13 protein-coding genes are annotated in these 15,762 nt (G+C 65.4%); 8 read left to right on the top strand and 5 right to left on the bottom strand.

Annotation, left to right across the window (positions count from 1 at the left end):
* Positions 1–414 precede the first annotated feature (414 nt).
* Positions 415–2,607: a sensor histidine kinase gene (locus tag AZOLI_RS02555; protein ID WP_244442503.1), complete on the bottom strand. Its 2,193-nt coding sequence runs from the start codon at positions 2,605–2,607 to the stop codon at positions 415–417.
* 318 nt (positions 2,608–2,925) lie between these two features.
* The gene (locus AZOLI_RS02550; protein WP_014247011.1) at positions 2,926–4,356 is read right to left on the bottom strand and encodes an ATP-binding response regulator; all 1,431 of its coding nucleotides are present in this window, start codon (positions 4,354–4,356) and stop codon (positions 2,926–2,928) included.
* A gap of 275 nt (positions 4,357–4,631) precedes the next feature.
* On the opposite strand from AZOLI_RS02550, the gene AZOLI_RS02545 reads away from it, so the two are divergent.
* The 3 genes from AZOLI_RS02545 to AZOLI_RS02535 all read left to right on the top strand — a co-directional run bounded on the left by AZOLI_RS02545 (position 4,632) and on the right by AZOLI_RS02535 (position 7,709).
* Positions 4,632–6,239: a PAS domain-containing sensor histidine kinase gene (locus AZOLI_RS02545; RefSeq protein ID WP_244442502.1), complete on the top strand. Its 1,608-nt coding sequence runs from the start codon at positions 4,632–4,634 to the stop codon at positions 6,237–6,239.
* A 123-nt stretch (positions 6,240–6,362) separates the two neighbouring features.
* Positions 6,363–6,854, top strand: coding sequence for an MmcB family DNA repair protein (locus tag AZOLI_RS02540; protein WP_014247009.1), 492 nt, complete (start codon positions 6,363–6,365; stop codon positions 6,852–6,854).
* A 96-nt stretch (positions 6,855–6,950) separates the two neighbouring features.
* Positions 6,951–7,709 carry a response regulator gene (locus AZOLI_RS02535; protein WP_065814212.1) on the top strand — a complete coding sequence of 253 codons (759 nt, stop codon included), beginning with the start codon at positions 6,951–6,953 and terminating at the stop codon, positions 7,707–7,709.
* A 33-nt stretch (positions 7,710–7,742) separates the two neighbouring features.
* On the opposite strand, the gene AZOLI_RS02530 is transcribed toward AZOLI_RS02535, so the two are convergent.
* A complete protein-coding gene (locus AZOLI_RS02530) occupies positions 7,743–8,990 on the bottom strand; it encodes a D-alanyl-D-alanine carboxypeptidase family protein (RefSeq protein ID WP_014247007.1) in 1,248 nt (415 codons plus the stop codon).
* Between the two features lie 533 nt (positions 8,991–9,523).
* Here AZOLI_RS02530 and AZOLI_RS02525 point away from each other — a divergent pair.
* Positions 9,524–10,246, top strand: a complete 723-nt coding sequence (locus AZOLI_RS02525; protein ID WP_014247006.1) for a hypothetical protein — start codon at positions 9,524–9,526, stop codon at positions 10,244–10,246.
* Between the two features lie 35 nt (positions 10,247–10,281).
* Here AZOLI_RS02525 and AZOLI_RS02520 read toward each other — a convergent pair whose 3' ends face one another.
* Complete coding sequence (locus AZOLI_RS02520) at positions 10,282–11,043, bottom strand: proteasome-type protease (RefSeq protein WP_014247005.1); 762 nt, start codon at positions 11,041–11,043, stop codon at positions 10,282–10,284.
* Between the two features lie 479 nt (positions 11,044–11,522).
* Here AZOLI_RS02520 and AZOLI_RS02515 point away from each other — a divergent pair, with 479 nt between their 5' ends.
* The 3 genes from AZOLI_RS02515 (at position 11,523) to AZOLI_RS30930 (ending at position 13,763) form a co-directional block, all read left to right on the top strand.
* Positions 11,523–12,035 (top strand): phasin family protein, encoded by a 513-nt coding sequence (locus AZOLI_RS02515; protein ID WP_014247004.1) that lies wholly within the window; start codon positions 11,523–11,525, stop codon positions 12,033–12,035.
* 319 nt (positions 12,036–12,354) lie between these two features.
* Positions 12,355–12,828 (top strand): phasin family protein, encoded by a 474-nt coding sequence (locus AZOLI_RS02510; protein ID WP_014247002.1) that lies wholly within the window; start codon positions 12,355–12,357, stop codon positions 12,826–12,828.
* A gap of 183 nt (positions 12,829–13,011) precedes the next feature.
* A protein-coding gene (locus tag AZOLI_RS30930) for an IS5-like element ISAli9 family transposase (protein ID WP_085938454.1) occupies positions 13,012–13,763 on the top strand; the annotation gives its coding sequence in 2 pieces (ribosomal slippage) (positions 13,012–13,333 and positions 13,333–13,763; 753 coding nt in all).
* Between the two features lie 53 nt (positions 13,764–13,816).
* Here AZOLI_RS30930 and AZOLI_RS32240 read toward each other — a convergent pair.
* Positions 13,817–14,497, bottom strand: coding sequence for a hypothetical protein (locus tag AZOLI_RS32240; RefSeq protein ID WP_014247001.1), 681 nt, complete (start codon positions 14,495–14,497; stop codon positions 13,817–13,819).
* Positions 14,498–15,430: 933 nt separating this feature from the next.
* On the opposite strand from AZOLI_RS32240, the gene clpS reads away from it, so the two are divergent.
* Positions 15,431–15,757: an ATP-dependent Clp protease adapter ClpS gene (clpS, locus tag AZOLI_RS02490; RefSeq protein ID WP_014246998.1), complete on the top strand. Its 327-nt coding sequence runs from the start codon at positions 15,431–15,433 to the stop codon at positions 15,755–15,757.
* Positions 15,758–15,762 lie beyond the last annotated feature (5 nt).

Below are 15,762 nucleotides of genomic sequence, written 5' to 3'. Positions count from 1 at the left end.
TGCCCCTGGAATGGGGCACCCGTCGCCGCGGCAGGCCGTATCCTCCCGATCCCGGTTCCCGCGCCGCGGCGCCCGCTGAGGCGAACCGACGGCGTCGGGCCGGAACCCGTCTTGTTGGGTCCCGCCGAAGCGGAACCTTCACTCTCCAGGTGATTTCCCAAGGAGTGTGCTTGTGCGAAAGAAATAGCCCCCATGGGCAGCAGGCCCAATGACCTACATCAATAAAGTTGCCAAGCTATTGTTGCAGTTGGGTTACTGGGTTCGTTTCGGCGCAGTGAGCAACCGCAGCATAACCGAAACTTGCGCGTCTGCGGACAGGAAAAGCGGATCGATGGGCAGGACTGCCGCCATTGCGCGCTGCGTCATGACCGATATGGCCGCTGGCCGCCGCAATGCGGGCGCGCGGCCGCCCGCTCAGTCCGCGGCGGCCACGCAGGGGCAATGCTGGACGAGACGCGGGACGCTGACGGCGAAGACGGTGCCGTACCCCACCCGCGACCGGACGGTGACGGGATGGTCCAGCATCTGGGCCATGCGGCGGACGATCGACAGCCCGAGCCCCAGGCCGCGCCCGCTGTCGCGCTGGTCGGTGCCGCAGCGGTAGAAATCCTCGAAGATCGCCGTCATCTCGGCTTCGGCGATGCCGGGGCCGGTGTCCCATACCTCGATCGACAGGCGGTCGCCGCCCTCGCTGTCGCAACGGCGCCGGCAGCCCAGCAGGATCCGCCCTTCGGTGGTGTAGCGCAGGGCATTGACCAGAAGGTTGCGCACCATCCGCTCCAAAAGGATCGGGTCGCTGCGGACCCTGGCGGAACAGGGCACCATCCTCAGTTCCAGCCCACGGTCGGCCGCCTGATCGCCGATCTCGATGGAAAGCCGGCCGAGGATGTCCTGCACGTCGAATTCGACCACCCGCGGCTTCACGTTGCCGACCTCCAGCGCGGAGGTGTCGAGCAGGGTGGACAGCAGCGCGTTGCCGGCGCTCAGCGCCTCACCCAGCTTGTTCGCCACCTCCACCTGCTGGGGATCGTACAGCTTGCTCAACAGGATATGGTGGAACAGGCTCATCGCCTGGAAGGGCTGGCGCAGGTCGTGGCTGGCGGCGGCCAGGAAGCGGCTCTTGGCCTGGTTGGCACGCTCGGCCGCGGCATGGGCGCGTGCCAGAGCCTCGCGGATTTCCACCGATTCCGTCATGTCGACCGCGGCGCAGATGATGCCGCAGACCGCCCCGGTGTCGTCGCGCATGGGTTCCACCGACAGGTCCAGCGCGCGGCGGCGGCCGTTATAGGTCATCTCCACCTCGCAACGCGCACCGATCCCGCGTTCGATCACCGACCGCTTCACCGGAATCAGCCGGTCGGCATCCTGCGGGAACAGTTCGGCATCGGTGCGGCCGATCATGCGTTCCGGACGGAAATCGGGCTGCGGGCAGTAGACCCACAGATGCCGCAGGTCCCGGTCCTGGGTGAACAGCGTCACCTTGGAATGGCGCAGGGCCAGCCGGAAGCGCTCCTCGCTTTCGCGCAGCGCGCGGGCCATGGCGGCGCGGGCACGCGCCTCGGTGCGCAGCAGGCGCTTCGTCCGCGCCTCGCGCAGCACATAGGCGGCGGCACCGGCAGTCAGCAGGAGCCCGCCGATCAGCATGGTCCAGGCCAGCCGGTCATCGGTGCTGAACAGCCGCACCGGCCCCGGCACCACGTACAGCCGCCACACCTGCCCGCCATAGGCGATGTCGCGGACGATGGCCCGCTTTGCCGCCTCCCCGGTCAGCCGATCCACCGTCAGCGGCCGGATCGGAGAATGCGAAAGCTCGCCGGGACGCCTCAGCGCCCCTTCAGCGGCAAGCAGGCGCGGTGCCTCGGCCTTTGGATCCAGCAGATAGGCGTCGCCAACGGTCAGCCCCACCCGCAGAACCGCATCGCGCAGCAGTTGGCCGACGTCGAAGCTGGTCCACAGGAAACCGGTCAGCACCTCGCAGACCGTGCGGACGGCGGACCGCCCCTCTCCGGCATCGATGTCGCGCGCATAGACCGGCAGGTAGATCAGTGCGGAATCCTGTCCGAACTCCGCCTGCAGCGGCTCGCTTTCGGCCGCGACCACGCGATTGGCAGCACAGGCCCGGACCAGCACGTCGCGCTGACCGGGCAGGCTGGCCATATCCAGACCGACCAGGCCCGCCGCCGATTCGGGTTCGGCAAGCACATTCACGAAGCGGTCGGCGCCGGGTTCCACGTCCGCATCCTCGGCGGCATTGCGGACGGCGAAGGAGGTATGGCCGGCCGACCGCATCGCCCGCTCCAGCAGCGGAAGGTCGCGTTCAGCCATCCGCCGTGACCAGACGACAGCGCGGAGATTGGGATAAAGCGGAAGCAGGGGTTTGACCGCCGAAGAAAAGCTCGCCTCCGTCACCGGATCCGGCCCGGCCAAGGGGCCGCTCAGCGCGCGCAGAAGGACGCTCTGGTGATCGAAGCGGGCCTTGAGTTCATCGTGGAGCTGGATGGCCTGACGGTCGGCCAGGGCATGCTCGGCATCGCCGGTCGCGGCACGGATCAGAAGGAAAGCGCTGAGGGATAGGAAAAGGCCGGCGAAGACAATGGTCGGAATCACCTTGCCTGCCCGCACCTCCCCCCGAAATCGCCGATTCATCCGATAGCCCTCCGTCCCGCACAACTCAATCATAGCGAGGGAAAGTCATAAATGGGTATGTTAAAGATTCATATCAAACGAAAGAGGGAGGAGGATCTAACTATCGGAGGATCGAAACTCGTCAAGATAAGCGATTATTAAGATATCTCTGTCGCATTTTGCTGCATTGATACCGTCTATGTTTCAAGAATTTCATTGCGATGCAGCAATGACTGAAGCCCTCCCCCGCCATCCCTTCCCGACCTTACCGGCTCAGCCGTTGGTTTAGCGTCAATATTATCAAAGCGGGTCGTGCCCAAGCAGACGGATGACGGCCGCGCGCAAGGCCAGCGGCGCCACCGGCTTGTGGAGCAACGGATAGCCGGACAGACGGGCCTCGCGCAGCCGCTTCGGATCGGTATCGCCGGTCAGGATCATTCCGGGCACCGGACGGTCGAACAGCTTGGCGATCTGCCGGATGGCGACGATGCCATTCGCCGCGCCCTTAAGCCGCAGGTCGGAGATGATGAGGTCGAATCGGTCGGGCCTCGGGCCGATCCGTTCGACGGCGGCGTCATAGGAGTCCGCACCCACCACGCTGCACCCCCATTGGCCCAGCAGCGCCTCCAGTGCCGCCAGCACCATCGGATCGTCCTCGATCACCAGGATGCGGGTCCGGCTGATGTCGGCCCCGCCGCTCTCCGGCACGGCTGAGGCGGGCGGCTCCTCTCTGCCGGTGCCCTCTGCCGCCTCGACGGAGCGCGGAACGATCACAGCGAAGACGGTGCCCCGCCCCTCCGCCGCACACACCTCCAGCCCCAGGCCGAGCTTGCGTGCCAGACCGCGGACCAGCGTCAGGTCCAGCCCCAGCGCACCGGCCCCCTCCCCGGCCGGGTACCCCAGTTCCGCCCTCAACGCCACCAGCCGTTGCGCGGACAGGCCGCGGCCGCTGTCCCACACCTCGATCCGCAGGCGACCGCCGCGGGCGCGGCAGCCGACCAGAACCCGGCCACGCACCGTGACGCGCAAGGCGTTGGCGACCAGCCCGTGCAGCAGGCGCTCCAGCAGGGCGGAGTCGGTCCGCACCATCGACGAACAGGGCATCACGCTGAAGTGCACGCCACGGTCGGCGAAGCGCGGCGCCACGTCCAGCGCCAGCCGCATCAGCACCCCGTTGACGGCATGGGTGCGGATATCCGGCTCGATCAGGCCGCTTTCCAGGCGGACCAGATCGAAATGGCCATCGACCATGCTGCGCATGGACTCCACCGCCTGGGCCATCGAGTGCAGCAGGTCGCGCCCCGACCGCTCCGCTGCCGCCGTGCGCCCCTCCGTCAACCGGCCGTCCAGCGTGCCGATCAGCAGGGACAGTGCCGCCAGGGGCTGGCGCAGGTCATGGCTTGCCGCCGCGAACAGACGGCCCGCCGGGTCCTGCATCGGCTGTACGGCCGGCGCAGGGGCGGGTGCATCCGCGGAGGCGGACGTGGAAATCGGGAGGGAGGATGCGAGGGAGGCGAGCCGCCATACCGCCCCGCCACCGGCCAGCGGGACAACCGTCCACCCCGGCCCGGACTGCTCCGCCAGATCGGCGGCCGGCATGCCTCCCGCAAGGCGGCCGGCCAGACCCGGCAAGGCTGCGGCCGCCGGAGACCAGTCGGCCAGCCGTCCGTCGGCGCCGAACACCAGAATCGGCGGCGCCGAGCCGTCGGCATCGTCTTGGCTGACGTTCATGGCGTCACCTGCATCCAAACCATAACGCCCCAGTACCGATCACGCTGTGGAGTTACCAGAGTATGGAAGCCATCGCCCGCTGCAAAGCCCGCCGTTGGGCAGAGATGGCGCGAAGTTCATGACGCTCCACACAATCAGAACTTTTGTTGCTTTTTCGGTAAATCGGATAGAAACCATCTGCAAAGAAGGCTTTCTGTCACAATTCGACAAATAATCGTCGCCACTTCAGGCTTGGCCTTCAGCGTTTTTTAGGAATGGGACGCAATGATGGTTGGATGGAATGCGACACGGAGACTTGCGACGATGGGGAAAGCGGCCGGGCGGCTGCAGGGGAAGTCCTGCCCGATGATCTTTGCCTGTCGGCAATGATGCGGCTGCCGGTCGCGATCGCCCTTCTCAAGGCCCACCGCGACTGCACCGGCGTGCTGACGGATTTGGAATGGCGGTCGGCCAACGCGGCGGCGGAACGGCTGCTGGGCGCCTCACCGCTGGCCGGCCGCAGGCTGCGCGGCGATGCGACCGATGCCGACTGCCCCGGGTTGTTCGCGGTGCTGGCCGATGCCCTGCATGAACCGGTGGAACGGACGGTTGCGGCGCGGCGCGGCGGCATTCCCGTGCGCTGGCGGGTGGTGGCGGCCCCGGCGCCCGGCGGACTCAGCGCGATCCTGACCGACCTTGGCCCGGAAGCGCCCTCCGTGGCCGAAGCGCTGGCCGAAAGCCTGACCGCGGCACTGGAGCACAGCGGCGAGAGCTTTGCCCTGTTCGACCATGACGACCGCCTCGTCCACGCCAACAGCCGGCTGAAGAAGATCATGCCCGCCCTTGCCGACCGGCTGGTGCCCGGCGTGCCCTTCGAGGAACTGGCCCGCTGCTTCGCCCTGTCCGACCCCCGCCTGACCACGGAGGAGGACCGCGAGGCCTGGCTGAAGGAGCGGCTGGAACGGCATCGCCGGCAGGATCCTCCGGTTGCCGTGCCTCTCGCAGACGGCCGCTGGCTGCTCAGCCGCGAACATGCGGTGCCCGGCGGCGTGCTGGTCCACTACACCGATGTCACCACGCTGAAGCTGAACGAGGAACGGATGCGCGTCCGCGAGGCGGAGGCGCGCGCCGCCCGCAGCGAGGCGGAAAGTGCCAGCCGCGCCAAGAGCGCTTTCCTGGCGCAGATGAGCCACGAGCTGCGAACGCCCCTGAACGCCGTCCTGGGCTTTTCCGAGATGCTGCTGTCGGAGCCGTTCGGGCCGCTGGGCAACCCGCGCTACCGCAGCTATGTCGGCGACATCCGCGATGCCGGGAGCCATCTGCTGGCCCTGATCGACGATATCCTGGAGTTGTCGCGCCTGGACGGCGTCATGCCGATGGCCGAGGAGGGGGTGGATCTGGACGCCCTGTCGCTCAAGGTCGCCAACGCGCTGCAGGAGGTCGCGGCCGACGGCGAGATCCGCCTGCGCCGCGAGGTGCCGGCCGACCTTCCGCTTTTGCAGGGAGACGCCCAGGCACTGACCCAGATGCTGACCAATCTGCTGTCCAACGCCGTTACCCACACCCGGCCGGGCGGCGAGGTGGTGCTGACGGCACAGCTGATGCCGGACGGCGGGATCGGCCTGATGGTGGCCGACACCGGCGTCGGCATCCCGACCGCCGATCTTCCCCGGATCCTCCACCCCTTCGAACTGCAGGATTCCACCATCGCCCGCAATTCCCGCGGGACCGGGCTGGGTCTGCCGATCGTCAAGCGGCTGGCTGAAATGCATGGCGGCCGGTTGGAGCTGACCAGCGAGCCGGGAGTCGGCACCGCCGTCGTTCTGGTGTTTCCCGCTGACCGCAGCCTGCCGCGCGACCGTTGCCGGCCGGTTCCCCTGCCCCAGATCGTCATTCCGGGCTGAGACGGGTTTGGACCGGGCGCAGCCCGCCATACTCTTTTTGCCCCTTGGCGCCGCCGGGCCGACGCGGCATTGTGTCCCCATCGTTCCCGAACCGTTCTGTTTTCCAGTGGTGGCGCAGCGCCAATGAGCGACGACCTTGCCGTTCCGGTTTCCGATGACGACTCAGCCCTGTCAGCCGGCGGAGCTGTGCCGATCTTCCGCGGCGTGCGACGGGCGCTGGCGATACGCGGCTATGCCACCCTGACCGAATTCCGGCTGGCGAGCGGACGGCGGGCCGACGTACTGGCCATCGACGAGTCCGGCTGCATCCTGATCGTCGAGGTGAAGAGCGGCGTTCCCGACTTCCGGTCCGACCAGAAATGGCAGGAGTATCGCGAATGGTGCGATGCCTTCTATTTCGCCGTCGATGACGGATTCCCGACCGAGCTGATCCCGGAGGATTGCGGGCTGATGGTCGCCGACGCCTATGGCGCCGAGATCCTGCGCGAGGCACCGGTCAGCAAGCTGGCCGCCGCCCGCCGCAAGACCCTGCTGCTGCGCGCGGCGATGACCGGCGCCGGGCGCCTGCACCGGATCGAGGATCCGATGTTCACCCAGGCTTCCCCCACCGTGTGACGCCCCCTATCCGACACTGTCTCATGGTGTGGGTGCGCGCCGCCGGAGAAGCGGCTAGACTGCGGCACTCTCATCAACCGGGAAGAGTGGACCGGAATGCCCCCCTTGCACATCCTGCTGGCGGAAGACGAGACGGTCACCCGCCTTGCCGCCCGCACCCTGCTGGAGCGTGCCGGCCATCGGGTGGTGGCGGTGGAGGATGGCCCGGCCGCCGTCGCGGCCGCCGCACAGATCGCCTTCGACGTGATCCTGATGGATTTGGGACTGCCCGGCCTGCCCGGCGACGAGGCCGTCCGCGCCATCCGCGGCCGGCCGGCCGGCAGCTCCCCGCGGATCCTGATGCTGACGGCCAGCATCACCGCCGATGGCCGCGACCGCTGCGCCGGCTGCGGCGCCGACGGCATCCTGGCGAAGCCCTTGCAGCTGGACAGCCTGGCCGCCGCATTGGCAGGCTCGCCGCAAGCCGCAGCGCCGGTGGACGAGCCCGACTTCGACGAAAGCGCCATCGCGACGATGCGGGACATGCTGCCCGCCGCCCGTGCCGCCGAGTTGATCGCCAAGACGGCGGCCGTGCTGCGCCATCACGATCGGACGCTCGGCGAAGCCTTGCGGAATGGGGATCGGACGACTGCCGGGGCGATGGCGCACAAGATCGCCGGCGTGTCGGGCCAGTATGGCTGCCTCGCCCTGCGCCGCGCCGCCCGCGCCTTGGAGGCGGCCCTGGAGTCCGCAGTGGAGGCGGCCTTGGAGGACGGCAGCGCTGCCGACCTGCCGCGGCGGATTGCCGAACTCACCGACGCGCTGGCGCCTGCCCTGGCGTTTCTGGATCGTTGCGCCGCGGCGGCGCGGGGGTGATCCCCCCGGCCTGACCCGCGGGCTGAGTGCCGGTCAGCCGCGCTCGCCGGGCGACACGGCGACGCAATGGTGGCCGTGCTTCGTCAGGACCGCGCAGGCCTTGCGCGCATCCTTCTCGTCGAGACCGGTCAGACGGGCGCGATAGACGGTGTCCTTGCCGGTCTTGGCCTCCACCACGCTGGCCTTGGCCGCACGCAGGATGAAGGGGGCCTGCTTGACCGCCTGGCTGACCGCCTTGTTGCCGGCGGCACGGCTGGAGAAAGCGCCGACCTGCACACCCCAATGCGACCCGGCATCGCGCGCGGCCTTGCTCTCCCTTGCCGGGGCGGCGGGAATCGCGGCCATCTGCACGGCGGCGCGCACCGGCCTGGCCTTCACCACCGGCTCGTCGTCGTCATCCCCTTCGCCGTCGACAGCGTCGGACCGCGTGGTGTCGAGGCTGGCCATCACCGGCCCGTCGTCGCGGCCACGGCTGGGCCGGCCGAACGCCTGGTCGAGCAGCGCCGCCATCTTGTTGTCGCGCGACCCGGCCGACTTGCCGCCCATCACCACGCCGACCAGCCGGCGCCCGTCGCGCACCGCCGAGGCGGCAAGGTTGAAGCCCGACGCGACGGTGTATCCGGTCTTGATGCCGTCCATCCCCTCGTAACGGGACATCAGGTGGTTGTGGTTGGCCAGCGTGCGGCCGCCATAGACGAAGTTGCGGCGGCTGAAATAGGGATAGTATTTGGCATGGTCGCGCATCAGGGCGCGCGACAGCATCGCATAGTCGCGGGCGGTCGTGACCTGCTCCATGTTCGGCAGGCCAGACGCGTTGCGGTAGACGGTGCGGCGCATGCCCAGCTCGCGCGCCTTGCGCGTCATCATCTCGGCGAAGCGGGACTCGGTGCCGCCCAGCGCCTCCGCCAGGACGACCGCGGCATCGTTGGCCGACTTGGTGACGAGGCCGAGGATCGCGGTTTCGACCTTCAGTGTCTGGCCGGCGCGCAGGCCGAGCTTGGTCGGCGTCATGCTCTCCGCGAAGGAGGAAACCGGCAACTGCTGGTCGAGAGACAGGCGACCGTCCTCCAGCGCGTCGAAGGCGAGATACAGCGTCATCATCTTGGTCAGCGACGCCGGGTGGACGATGGCGTCGGCGTCCTGGTCGATCAGCACCTGCCCGGTCCGGGCATCGACCACGATGGCCGCGGCCTTCGCCGCCAGCGCTTCGGCCGCGGAGAGGCCCGACCCGACGGCCACCATGCCAAGCAGCGCGGCGGCCGCGAGGAAATGGCGTCCCACACCCGCCAAACTCCGCCCGCCGGCCGTATCCGTTCCGCGAAAGGCGAACGGAAACAATCCGTTACGAACGGTGTTGCGCGTTACACTCATGATGGCCCCGCCAACCGCTAGATTTTGGTGCTTGGTTCAATGGTAAATTCGTGCGAAATCAGTGTCTAGCAGGAATTCGTTAATTTCTTGCTTTGGCTTTTGGCAGTGTCTGTGTCCAAAATGGCGGGTCCTGGCTGACGGAGGATGACGGGGAAGACCGCGGAGGACGGCACGCAAGCGGAGGGGTTGCGGCAAGGGGGCAGACGGATTACCGGCGCCTTCCGATCGGCCGCAGCCCGGAGATCGGGCTTGCCGCCGCGACCTGCGCCCTCCACCTACCAGGGGCCGCTGACGCGAGGCAAGCGACAATGAGCCGTGGTCATCAAAGAAGCGTCCCGGATACAAGCGCACCGGGAACAACCATTCCGGCCGACGCCTTTTCCCCCGGCGGCCCCCGCCGCGGTCTCCCCCGCCGTGCAACCGCGGCCCGCGCGGCGATATCCATGGCGGCATGCCTGCTGGCGCTCGCCGGCTGCACCTCCGCCGGGCCGACCGACAATCCGGTGGCGCGCAAGCTGACCTGGTTCAGCTATCTCAACGGCGACGATCTGAGGATGCACTGCGGCAGGGACGGGACCGACCGCTTCCGCCTGGTCTTCAACGCCGACTACAACCGTCATGTTCGGACATACGATGTCGTCGGCGATCCCGAACGCGGCGGCGCCGCGGTGGAAGCCCATGTGATCGAGGCGGCCGACCTCGCCCGCATCACGCCGGCCGATCCCTTCTCCGCCGCCCGCGGCCGCAAGGCGACGCTGCAGCTGAGCGCCGCGCAGTACGCCAGCTTCATCGGCCGCCTGCGCGAAGACGGGGCGTTCGACCCGCCGCCGCACGGGCTGCGGCTTCCATCGAACGGCTTCTATTGGCTGATCAACGGCTGCCGCGCCGGACAGTGGTTCTTCACCGCCTACCCCTACCCGTCCAGCCGCTTCACCGATGCCCGGTTCCCCGGCCTTCTGCGCGGCATCGACCCGACGGGCGTCGCCTTCCCCGCCCTGCCGGCTCCGGAGGACGCGCCGCGCACCCTGCCCTCCGCCGGCCAATTGGCGGACGGCGGCGTCTTCTTCGAAATCCAGCTCGGCCGCGACGGACAGGGTCACTATGGACTGGTGGGCCCGACCGCCCCCTTCGGGGCGCTGATGCTCAGCGCCCTTCCGGCGGACTGAACCGCTGAAGCCGCCTTCCCTCAGGCCGGCTCCCCTCAGGCCGGCTCTTCGGTGATCAGTCGCGGGCGCAGGCTGTCGGGCACCAGAGTCTCGACCCAGGGACCGTCGGGCATGCGGCGGGCCAGTTCGGTCAGGTTGCGGTTCCACCACTGGCGCTGTTCGCTGAGGTCGTCATAGTCGTAGTTCGACTGGCGCCAACTGCGCGACTCCGCATGGTAGGACACCATGTCGATGGGAAAGCCGACGTCGTTGCTGGAAAAGCGGGTGCTGTCGAAGGACAGGTAGGCCAGCTTCAGCGCCGTCTGCATGTCGGTGCCGTAGGTCAGGGCCCGGTCGAGGATCGGCTTGCCATATGCGGTGGCACCGATCGACAGGTAGGGCGTACGCTCGTCCACCTCGATCCAGTTGCCTTCCGGATAGACCAGGAACATGTAGGGTTCCCGGTCCTCGGCAAGCTGGCCGCCGATGATGGCGTGCAGGTTGAAGTGCAGCTTCGACGCCTCCAGCGATTCCTTATCCTCCGCGGCAACTTGCCGCAGGCAGGCGGTGAAGGCCGACACGGCATCCAGCATGGTCGAATAGGCCTCGCCCCGGCGCTTCTGCATGTCGCGGCGGAGATAGGCCAGCGTCTTGTCGCGCACGCTGCGCAGGCCGGAGTTCATGATGAAGAAGCGGTCGCCGCCGCTGCCCATCATCGTCACCTTGCGGGCCGACGAAAGCTGCGACCCGCTGGTGATGCGGCCGTCCGACAGACCGATCAGGCCGTCGCGGGTCTTGATGCCAAGGCAATAGGTCATGATCGATGTGGATCCCGAAGATGCGGCCTGGAAAGCGGACGGTCCGGAGCGCCGCGTCCAAGCGCCGCACCTGACCATTGGCCGAGGCGAATCCCGCCCACGGTCACGCTACACTTGTCCCACCGCCGGTAAATCCTTCGTTAAGGAGTTGCCGCCGCTTCCGCGACCGCAGCCCCCGCCGGCAACGTCCGCGACACTGCGTTCATCGGAGTTTCACGCAATCGGAGTATGGTGCGGCGCAAAAGGTCAGTCGGACACTTACCGAACGGACTGTTGACACCGCCCTCTGCTTAGCCCATAAAATCCTCATATTGCAGTGCAGCATTCCTGGGGCCGGATCGCGGCTTCGGGGACCGGCCGGGCCGGATGCACAACGGATAAACGCAACGCAAACCGCTGCCGGCAGGCATCGCGCCCCGCTCCGCGGCGGCCGGGCCCATCTTCCAAACGTCGGCATCAGCCAGGAAGGAACGCGCGTCATGAACCAGTTCACGCCGAAGTCGATCGAAACCGTCGCCGCCCAGGCCAAGGAACAGTATGAGGGTCTGGTGAAGGCCGGCCAGGAGCAGACGGTCAAGCAGTTCGAGCAGACCGCGACCGCCGCCAAGGAGCAGTTCGAGAAGACCGCCGCCCAGTTGCTGAAGAGCTATGAGGATCTGCAGGCGACCAGCAAGGCCAATGTCGAGGCGCTGATCGCCAGCAGCACCATCGCCGCCAAGGGCGCCGAGGATCTGGGCCGCGAGGTCGTCGCCTACGGCCAGTCAGCGCTGGACAAGTCGATCACCACCGGCAAGGCCCTGCTGGCCGCCAAGACCCTGCAGGAAGTCGTCGAGCTGCAGAACGACTTCCTGAAGTCGAGCTTCGACGCGATGCTGGCCGAGACCGGCCGCCTGCAGGAGCTGACCACCAAGGTCACCAACGAGGCGCTGGCCCCGTTGAACGCCCGCGTCACCGCGACGGTGGAGACCTTCTCCAAGCCGATCGCCGCCTGATCGGCACGATCCGACGGAGCGTGACGGCCGGGGTCCAGCGATGGCTCCCGGCTTCGCAAACGGCCCGGCAACCTCCACGCGGTTGCCGGGCCGTTTGCGTTCCACCGGGGTTTGGCATGCACGTCCGGATTTTTGTGCAGTGCACAATTCCCCCATTGACTCAGGCCCCGGCTTTCCATACATTCTGCTTATGTTGCAGTGCAGCATATCTCGGGCGCCCGCCCTGCCGGGGTCCGAGGGTTTCAACCCACTCCGCACCCGGTCGCCGCATCGTCGGGGCCGCGCGGTTGACCCCTGAGAGAGCGCGAGGAGCATAGCCATGTCCGACCAGATCACCGCCGTCACCAAGTCCGTCGAAGACGCCATCGCCACCGCCAAGCAGAACCTGGAAGGCCTCGTGAAGGCCCAGCAGGAGCAGATCGAAAAGGCCTCCGCCCAGGTGCTGAAGGGCTATGACGAGCTGACCGTGCTGACCAAGCAGAACGTCGACGCCTTCGTGAAGTCCGGCACCGTCGTCGCCAAGGGCGCCGAAGAGGCCGGCAAGCAGGTCGCCGCCTTCACCCAGTCCTCGCTGGAGAAGAGCGTGTCGAACGCCAAGGCCCTGCTGGCGGTGAAGACGATCCAGGAACTGATCGAGCTGCAGAACGCCTACACCAAGGCCAGCATCGACGCGCTGGTGTCGGAAAGCACCAAGATGCAGGAGCTGACCGTCAAGATCGCCAACGAGGCGCTGGCCCCGCTGAGCGCCCGCGTCAACGCCACGGTCGAGGTCATGTCGAAGAAGGCCGCCTGAGGCCAATCGCATTGGGGCCGGTCACCGGCCACTCTGTGCCAAAGATGCAAAATGCCCGGCGTTCTGAACGAAACGCCGGGCATTCTCATGTATCAGTCCTAGGGCCTGTTGACATTTGAGGAACGAAAGGGGATTCCGCTGGCCTCTGAAATCTGATTCAAGGCTTCCAAAAAGGAGGTATCCTTGGATCGGATGGTTCTGCGGGACGATCAGTGGGAGCGGATAGCGGCGCTTCTTCCGGGCAAAGTCGGCGATCCCGGCCGCTCGGGGGCGGACAATCGGCTGTTTCTGGAGGCGGTCCTGTGGATCGTCCGTGTTGGGTCACCCTGGCGGGACTTGCCCGAAGCCTTCGGTAATTGGAACTCGGTGTTCCAACGCTTTCGCCGATGGGCCAAGGCCGGTGTCTTCGATGAGGTCTTCGCCGCCTTATCGAGCGACGCGGACTTCGAGTACGCGATCATCGATGGAACGATTGTCCGGGTGCATCAGCACGGCACCGGCGCAAGGGGGGGACTCAGGCTCAGGCCATTGGCCGCTCTCGCGGCGGACTGACGACCAAGATCCTGGCCGTCGTCGATGGGTTGGGAAACCTTGGGCGCTTCATCCTGCTGCCGGGCCAACGACATGACAGCGTTGGCGTCGAACCGGTGCTGGACGGTATCGAGTTCTCCGCCTTGCTGGCTGATAGAGCCTTCGACAGCAACGCCATCCGCACCTTGATCGCCGAGCGTGGCGCGGTCGCCGTCATTCCGTCCAAGACCAGCCGCACCACTCCGATTCCCCATGACGCCGAAATGTACAAATGGCGCCATCTGGTCGAGAACTTCTTCTGCAAAATCAAGGAATTTCGCCGTACTGCCACGCGATACGACAAAACAGACACAAGCTACGCCGCTGCCATCAACCTCGTCGCTACCGTCTTGGAAACACGGTGAATGTCAACAGGCCCTAGTATTCGCCCAGCTTCGGAGCGGGATAGGCTTATCTGCTACCTCAACTCAGCCAACCGGGCCGACAGGTTCTTGACCTCCAACTCCGCGGCCTCTGCACGTTTGCGTTCCGCAATGAAACGGCCATAGAGAGAATAAAGGTTCGTCATCAGGCGGGCGATGGTCACTAGCGATTCGGGCTGTGGATCGCGATGCCCAAAAATGAAAATCAGATCTTTTGCAATCTTGCCGATTCCTGTTTCGCCGAACGCTTCTGCCGGAAGCTCCAGGAAATGCATCATGGCATTCAAGGCGAAATGCTCGTTCAGAATCAAAATGGTCTTGGACGATAGCTGGTCAACGTCTGGAGAGGCCATTTCTTCGATATAAATCGGTCGGTGCAGAGAAATTAGACGCGCCAGAAACGCCGCACGACGGTTGCGATCACACCCACCATCGACTGCATGAAACTGTCGCACCGGCTTCAGATCATTTGCGTAAATAAAACAAATTTCCCACAAAATAGTCTCATTGAGCCAAAATTTGTGGCCTCCAACTTTGTCTTTGAAAAATTTCTCAAAGGCTGCGTAAACAATTTTCAGCCCCTGAAACCGATCGTCTATAAAAGCGATCTCATAATTGCAGTACTCCCCCCAGACGAGTGGCATCGCTTTACAAGATGCCTTGGCTTGATAATCGCAATGGCCTCTCTCATCTTGATCGCAATGAACAGTCGGCAAGACAGACCCCTTGACAAAAAGAAATACTTTTCAGCGCAAGCCTCGCCGGCCGTCGCTTGGATTTACACCTGAATCGGGAAACAAATTCACTTAATCGGAGGAACAAAATACCCTTAGCTCGGAAAGCTTCCGAATCGAAGCCTCCGACGGGATTCAGTCGGTCTGCTCGGTGCATTGGTATAGAGCAGCCACACGAGCCTCCAATTGCGACTCAGCCAGAGCTCGATTGTGAGTCTCGAAGTGATTGGGTTGCTTTTCCGATATCCTTTCCCGAAAGCCGGGGCGCGCCAACATATCCCGCGCAGTCACCACCTTACGCTCCCGTGTATCGGCAACCGGCAGCGATAATGCCGCCCCTGGCGAGCAAGGCTGGTTCGTATCAGTCATGGCAGCACCCTTCCCAACACGTTCTTCTTTATCTTGATCACGTACGATCAACCGAGCGAACGATCAATCGGGCAAAACCCTACGGTCCTCAGGGGATACATCCCCGAAGGATAGTGAGTCAACAGCTATTCGCGCAAAACGCTACTTTCCAGCGAACTCTATCGCTAGAAATGCGCGTCGCCACGAACGGGCAGAGCCGACAAGATCCATAGAGCCGCTTGCCTCATTCCGAGGCAAACGACGTGCCGAAGATGTGTGAGATGCACCAGGGTCGAACCTGACTTGTGGACATATGCAAGGCCGTCCTTACTTTCAAGAGGATGAACGGCAAAAGGGGCCCCCGGAAGATATGCCCCGTCCTGATGCTGCCTATGCACCCCCCTGCAGGTAAAATGACGAGCCAGACGATCGGCCTCACGAGGCGGCAGTACGGCGGAAAGAGAGCCGCCAAATGGAGGGAGACTGAAAACGGCCCCTTCCCACCGCGACCGAAATGCCCATATCATTCACATAGACAGTGCATCGCGATGACATTCGACTGGGACCATGGCCGACTCTGACAAGCAGGGCAACGACGGCACGAACAGCGGCGTGGTCGTAAAGGCCAAACCGAAGACCAAAAAGCCGTCGATGTACAAAGTGTTGATGCTGAACGACGATTACACTCCCATGGAGTTCGTCGTTCTCGTTCTCGAACGCTTCTTCAGCAAATCGCGGGAGGAAGCGACACAGATCATGCTGCATGTGCACCGGCGGGGTGTGGGGTTGTGCGGCGTGTTCACCTACGAGGTGGCGGAGACGAAAGTCACGCAGGTGATGGACTTTGCGCGCCAGAACCAGCACCCGCTGCAATGCACGTTAGAAAAGGATTAGACCCA

Source organism: Azospirillum lipoferum 4B, assembly GCF_000283655.1.
Classification (GTDB): Bacteria; Pseudomonadota; Alphaproteobacteria; order Azospirillales; family Azospirillaceae; genus Azospirillum; species Azospirillum lipoferum_C.
The sequence above is the reverse complement of the archived record's forward strand: the minus strand, read 5'-3'. Positions and strand labels throughout refer to the sequence as shown.

Excerpts from the sequence above, each read along its gene's own strand:
- AZOLI_RS02510 (WP_014247002.1), top strand. The coding sequence starts at position 12,355 with ATGTCCGACCAGATCACCGCCGTCACCAAGTCCGTCGAAGACGCCATC.
- AZOLI_RS02550 (WP_014247011.1), bottom strand. The coding sequence starts at position 4,356 with ATGAACGTCAGCCAAGACGATGCCGACGGCTCGGCGCCGCCGATTCTG.
- AZOLI_RS02540 (WP_014247009.1), top strand. The coding sequence starts at position 6,363 with ATGAGCGACGACCTTGCCGTTCCGGTTTCCGATGACGACTCAGCCCTG.
- AZOLI_RS02515 (WP_014247004.1), top strand. The coding sequence starts at position 11,523 with ATGAACCAGTTCACGCCGAAGTCGATCGAAACCGTCGCCGCCCAGGCC.
- AZOLI_RS02535 (WP_065814212.1), top strand. The coding sequence starts at position 6,951 with ATGCCCCCCTTGCACATCCTGCTGGCGGAAGACGAGACGGTCACCCGC.
- AZOLI_RS02520 (WP_014247005.1), bottom strand. The coding sequence starts at position 11,043 with ATGACCTATTGCCTTGGCATCAAGACCCGCGACGGCCTGATCGGTCTG.
- AZOLI_RS02525 (WP_014247006.1), top strand. The coding sequence starts at position 9,524 with ATGGCGGCATGCCTGCTGGCGCTCGCCGGCTGCACCTCCGCCGGGCCG.
- AZOLI_RS02545 (WP_244442502.1), top strand. The coding sequence starts at position 4,632 with ATGGAATGCGACACGGAGACTTGCGACGATGGGGAAAGCGGCCGGGCG.
- clpS (WP_014246998.1), top strand. The coding sequence starts at position 15,431 with ATGGCCGACTCTGACAAGCAGGGCAACGACGGCACGAACAGCGGCGTG.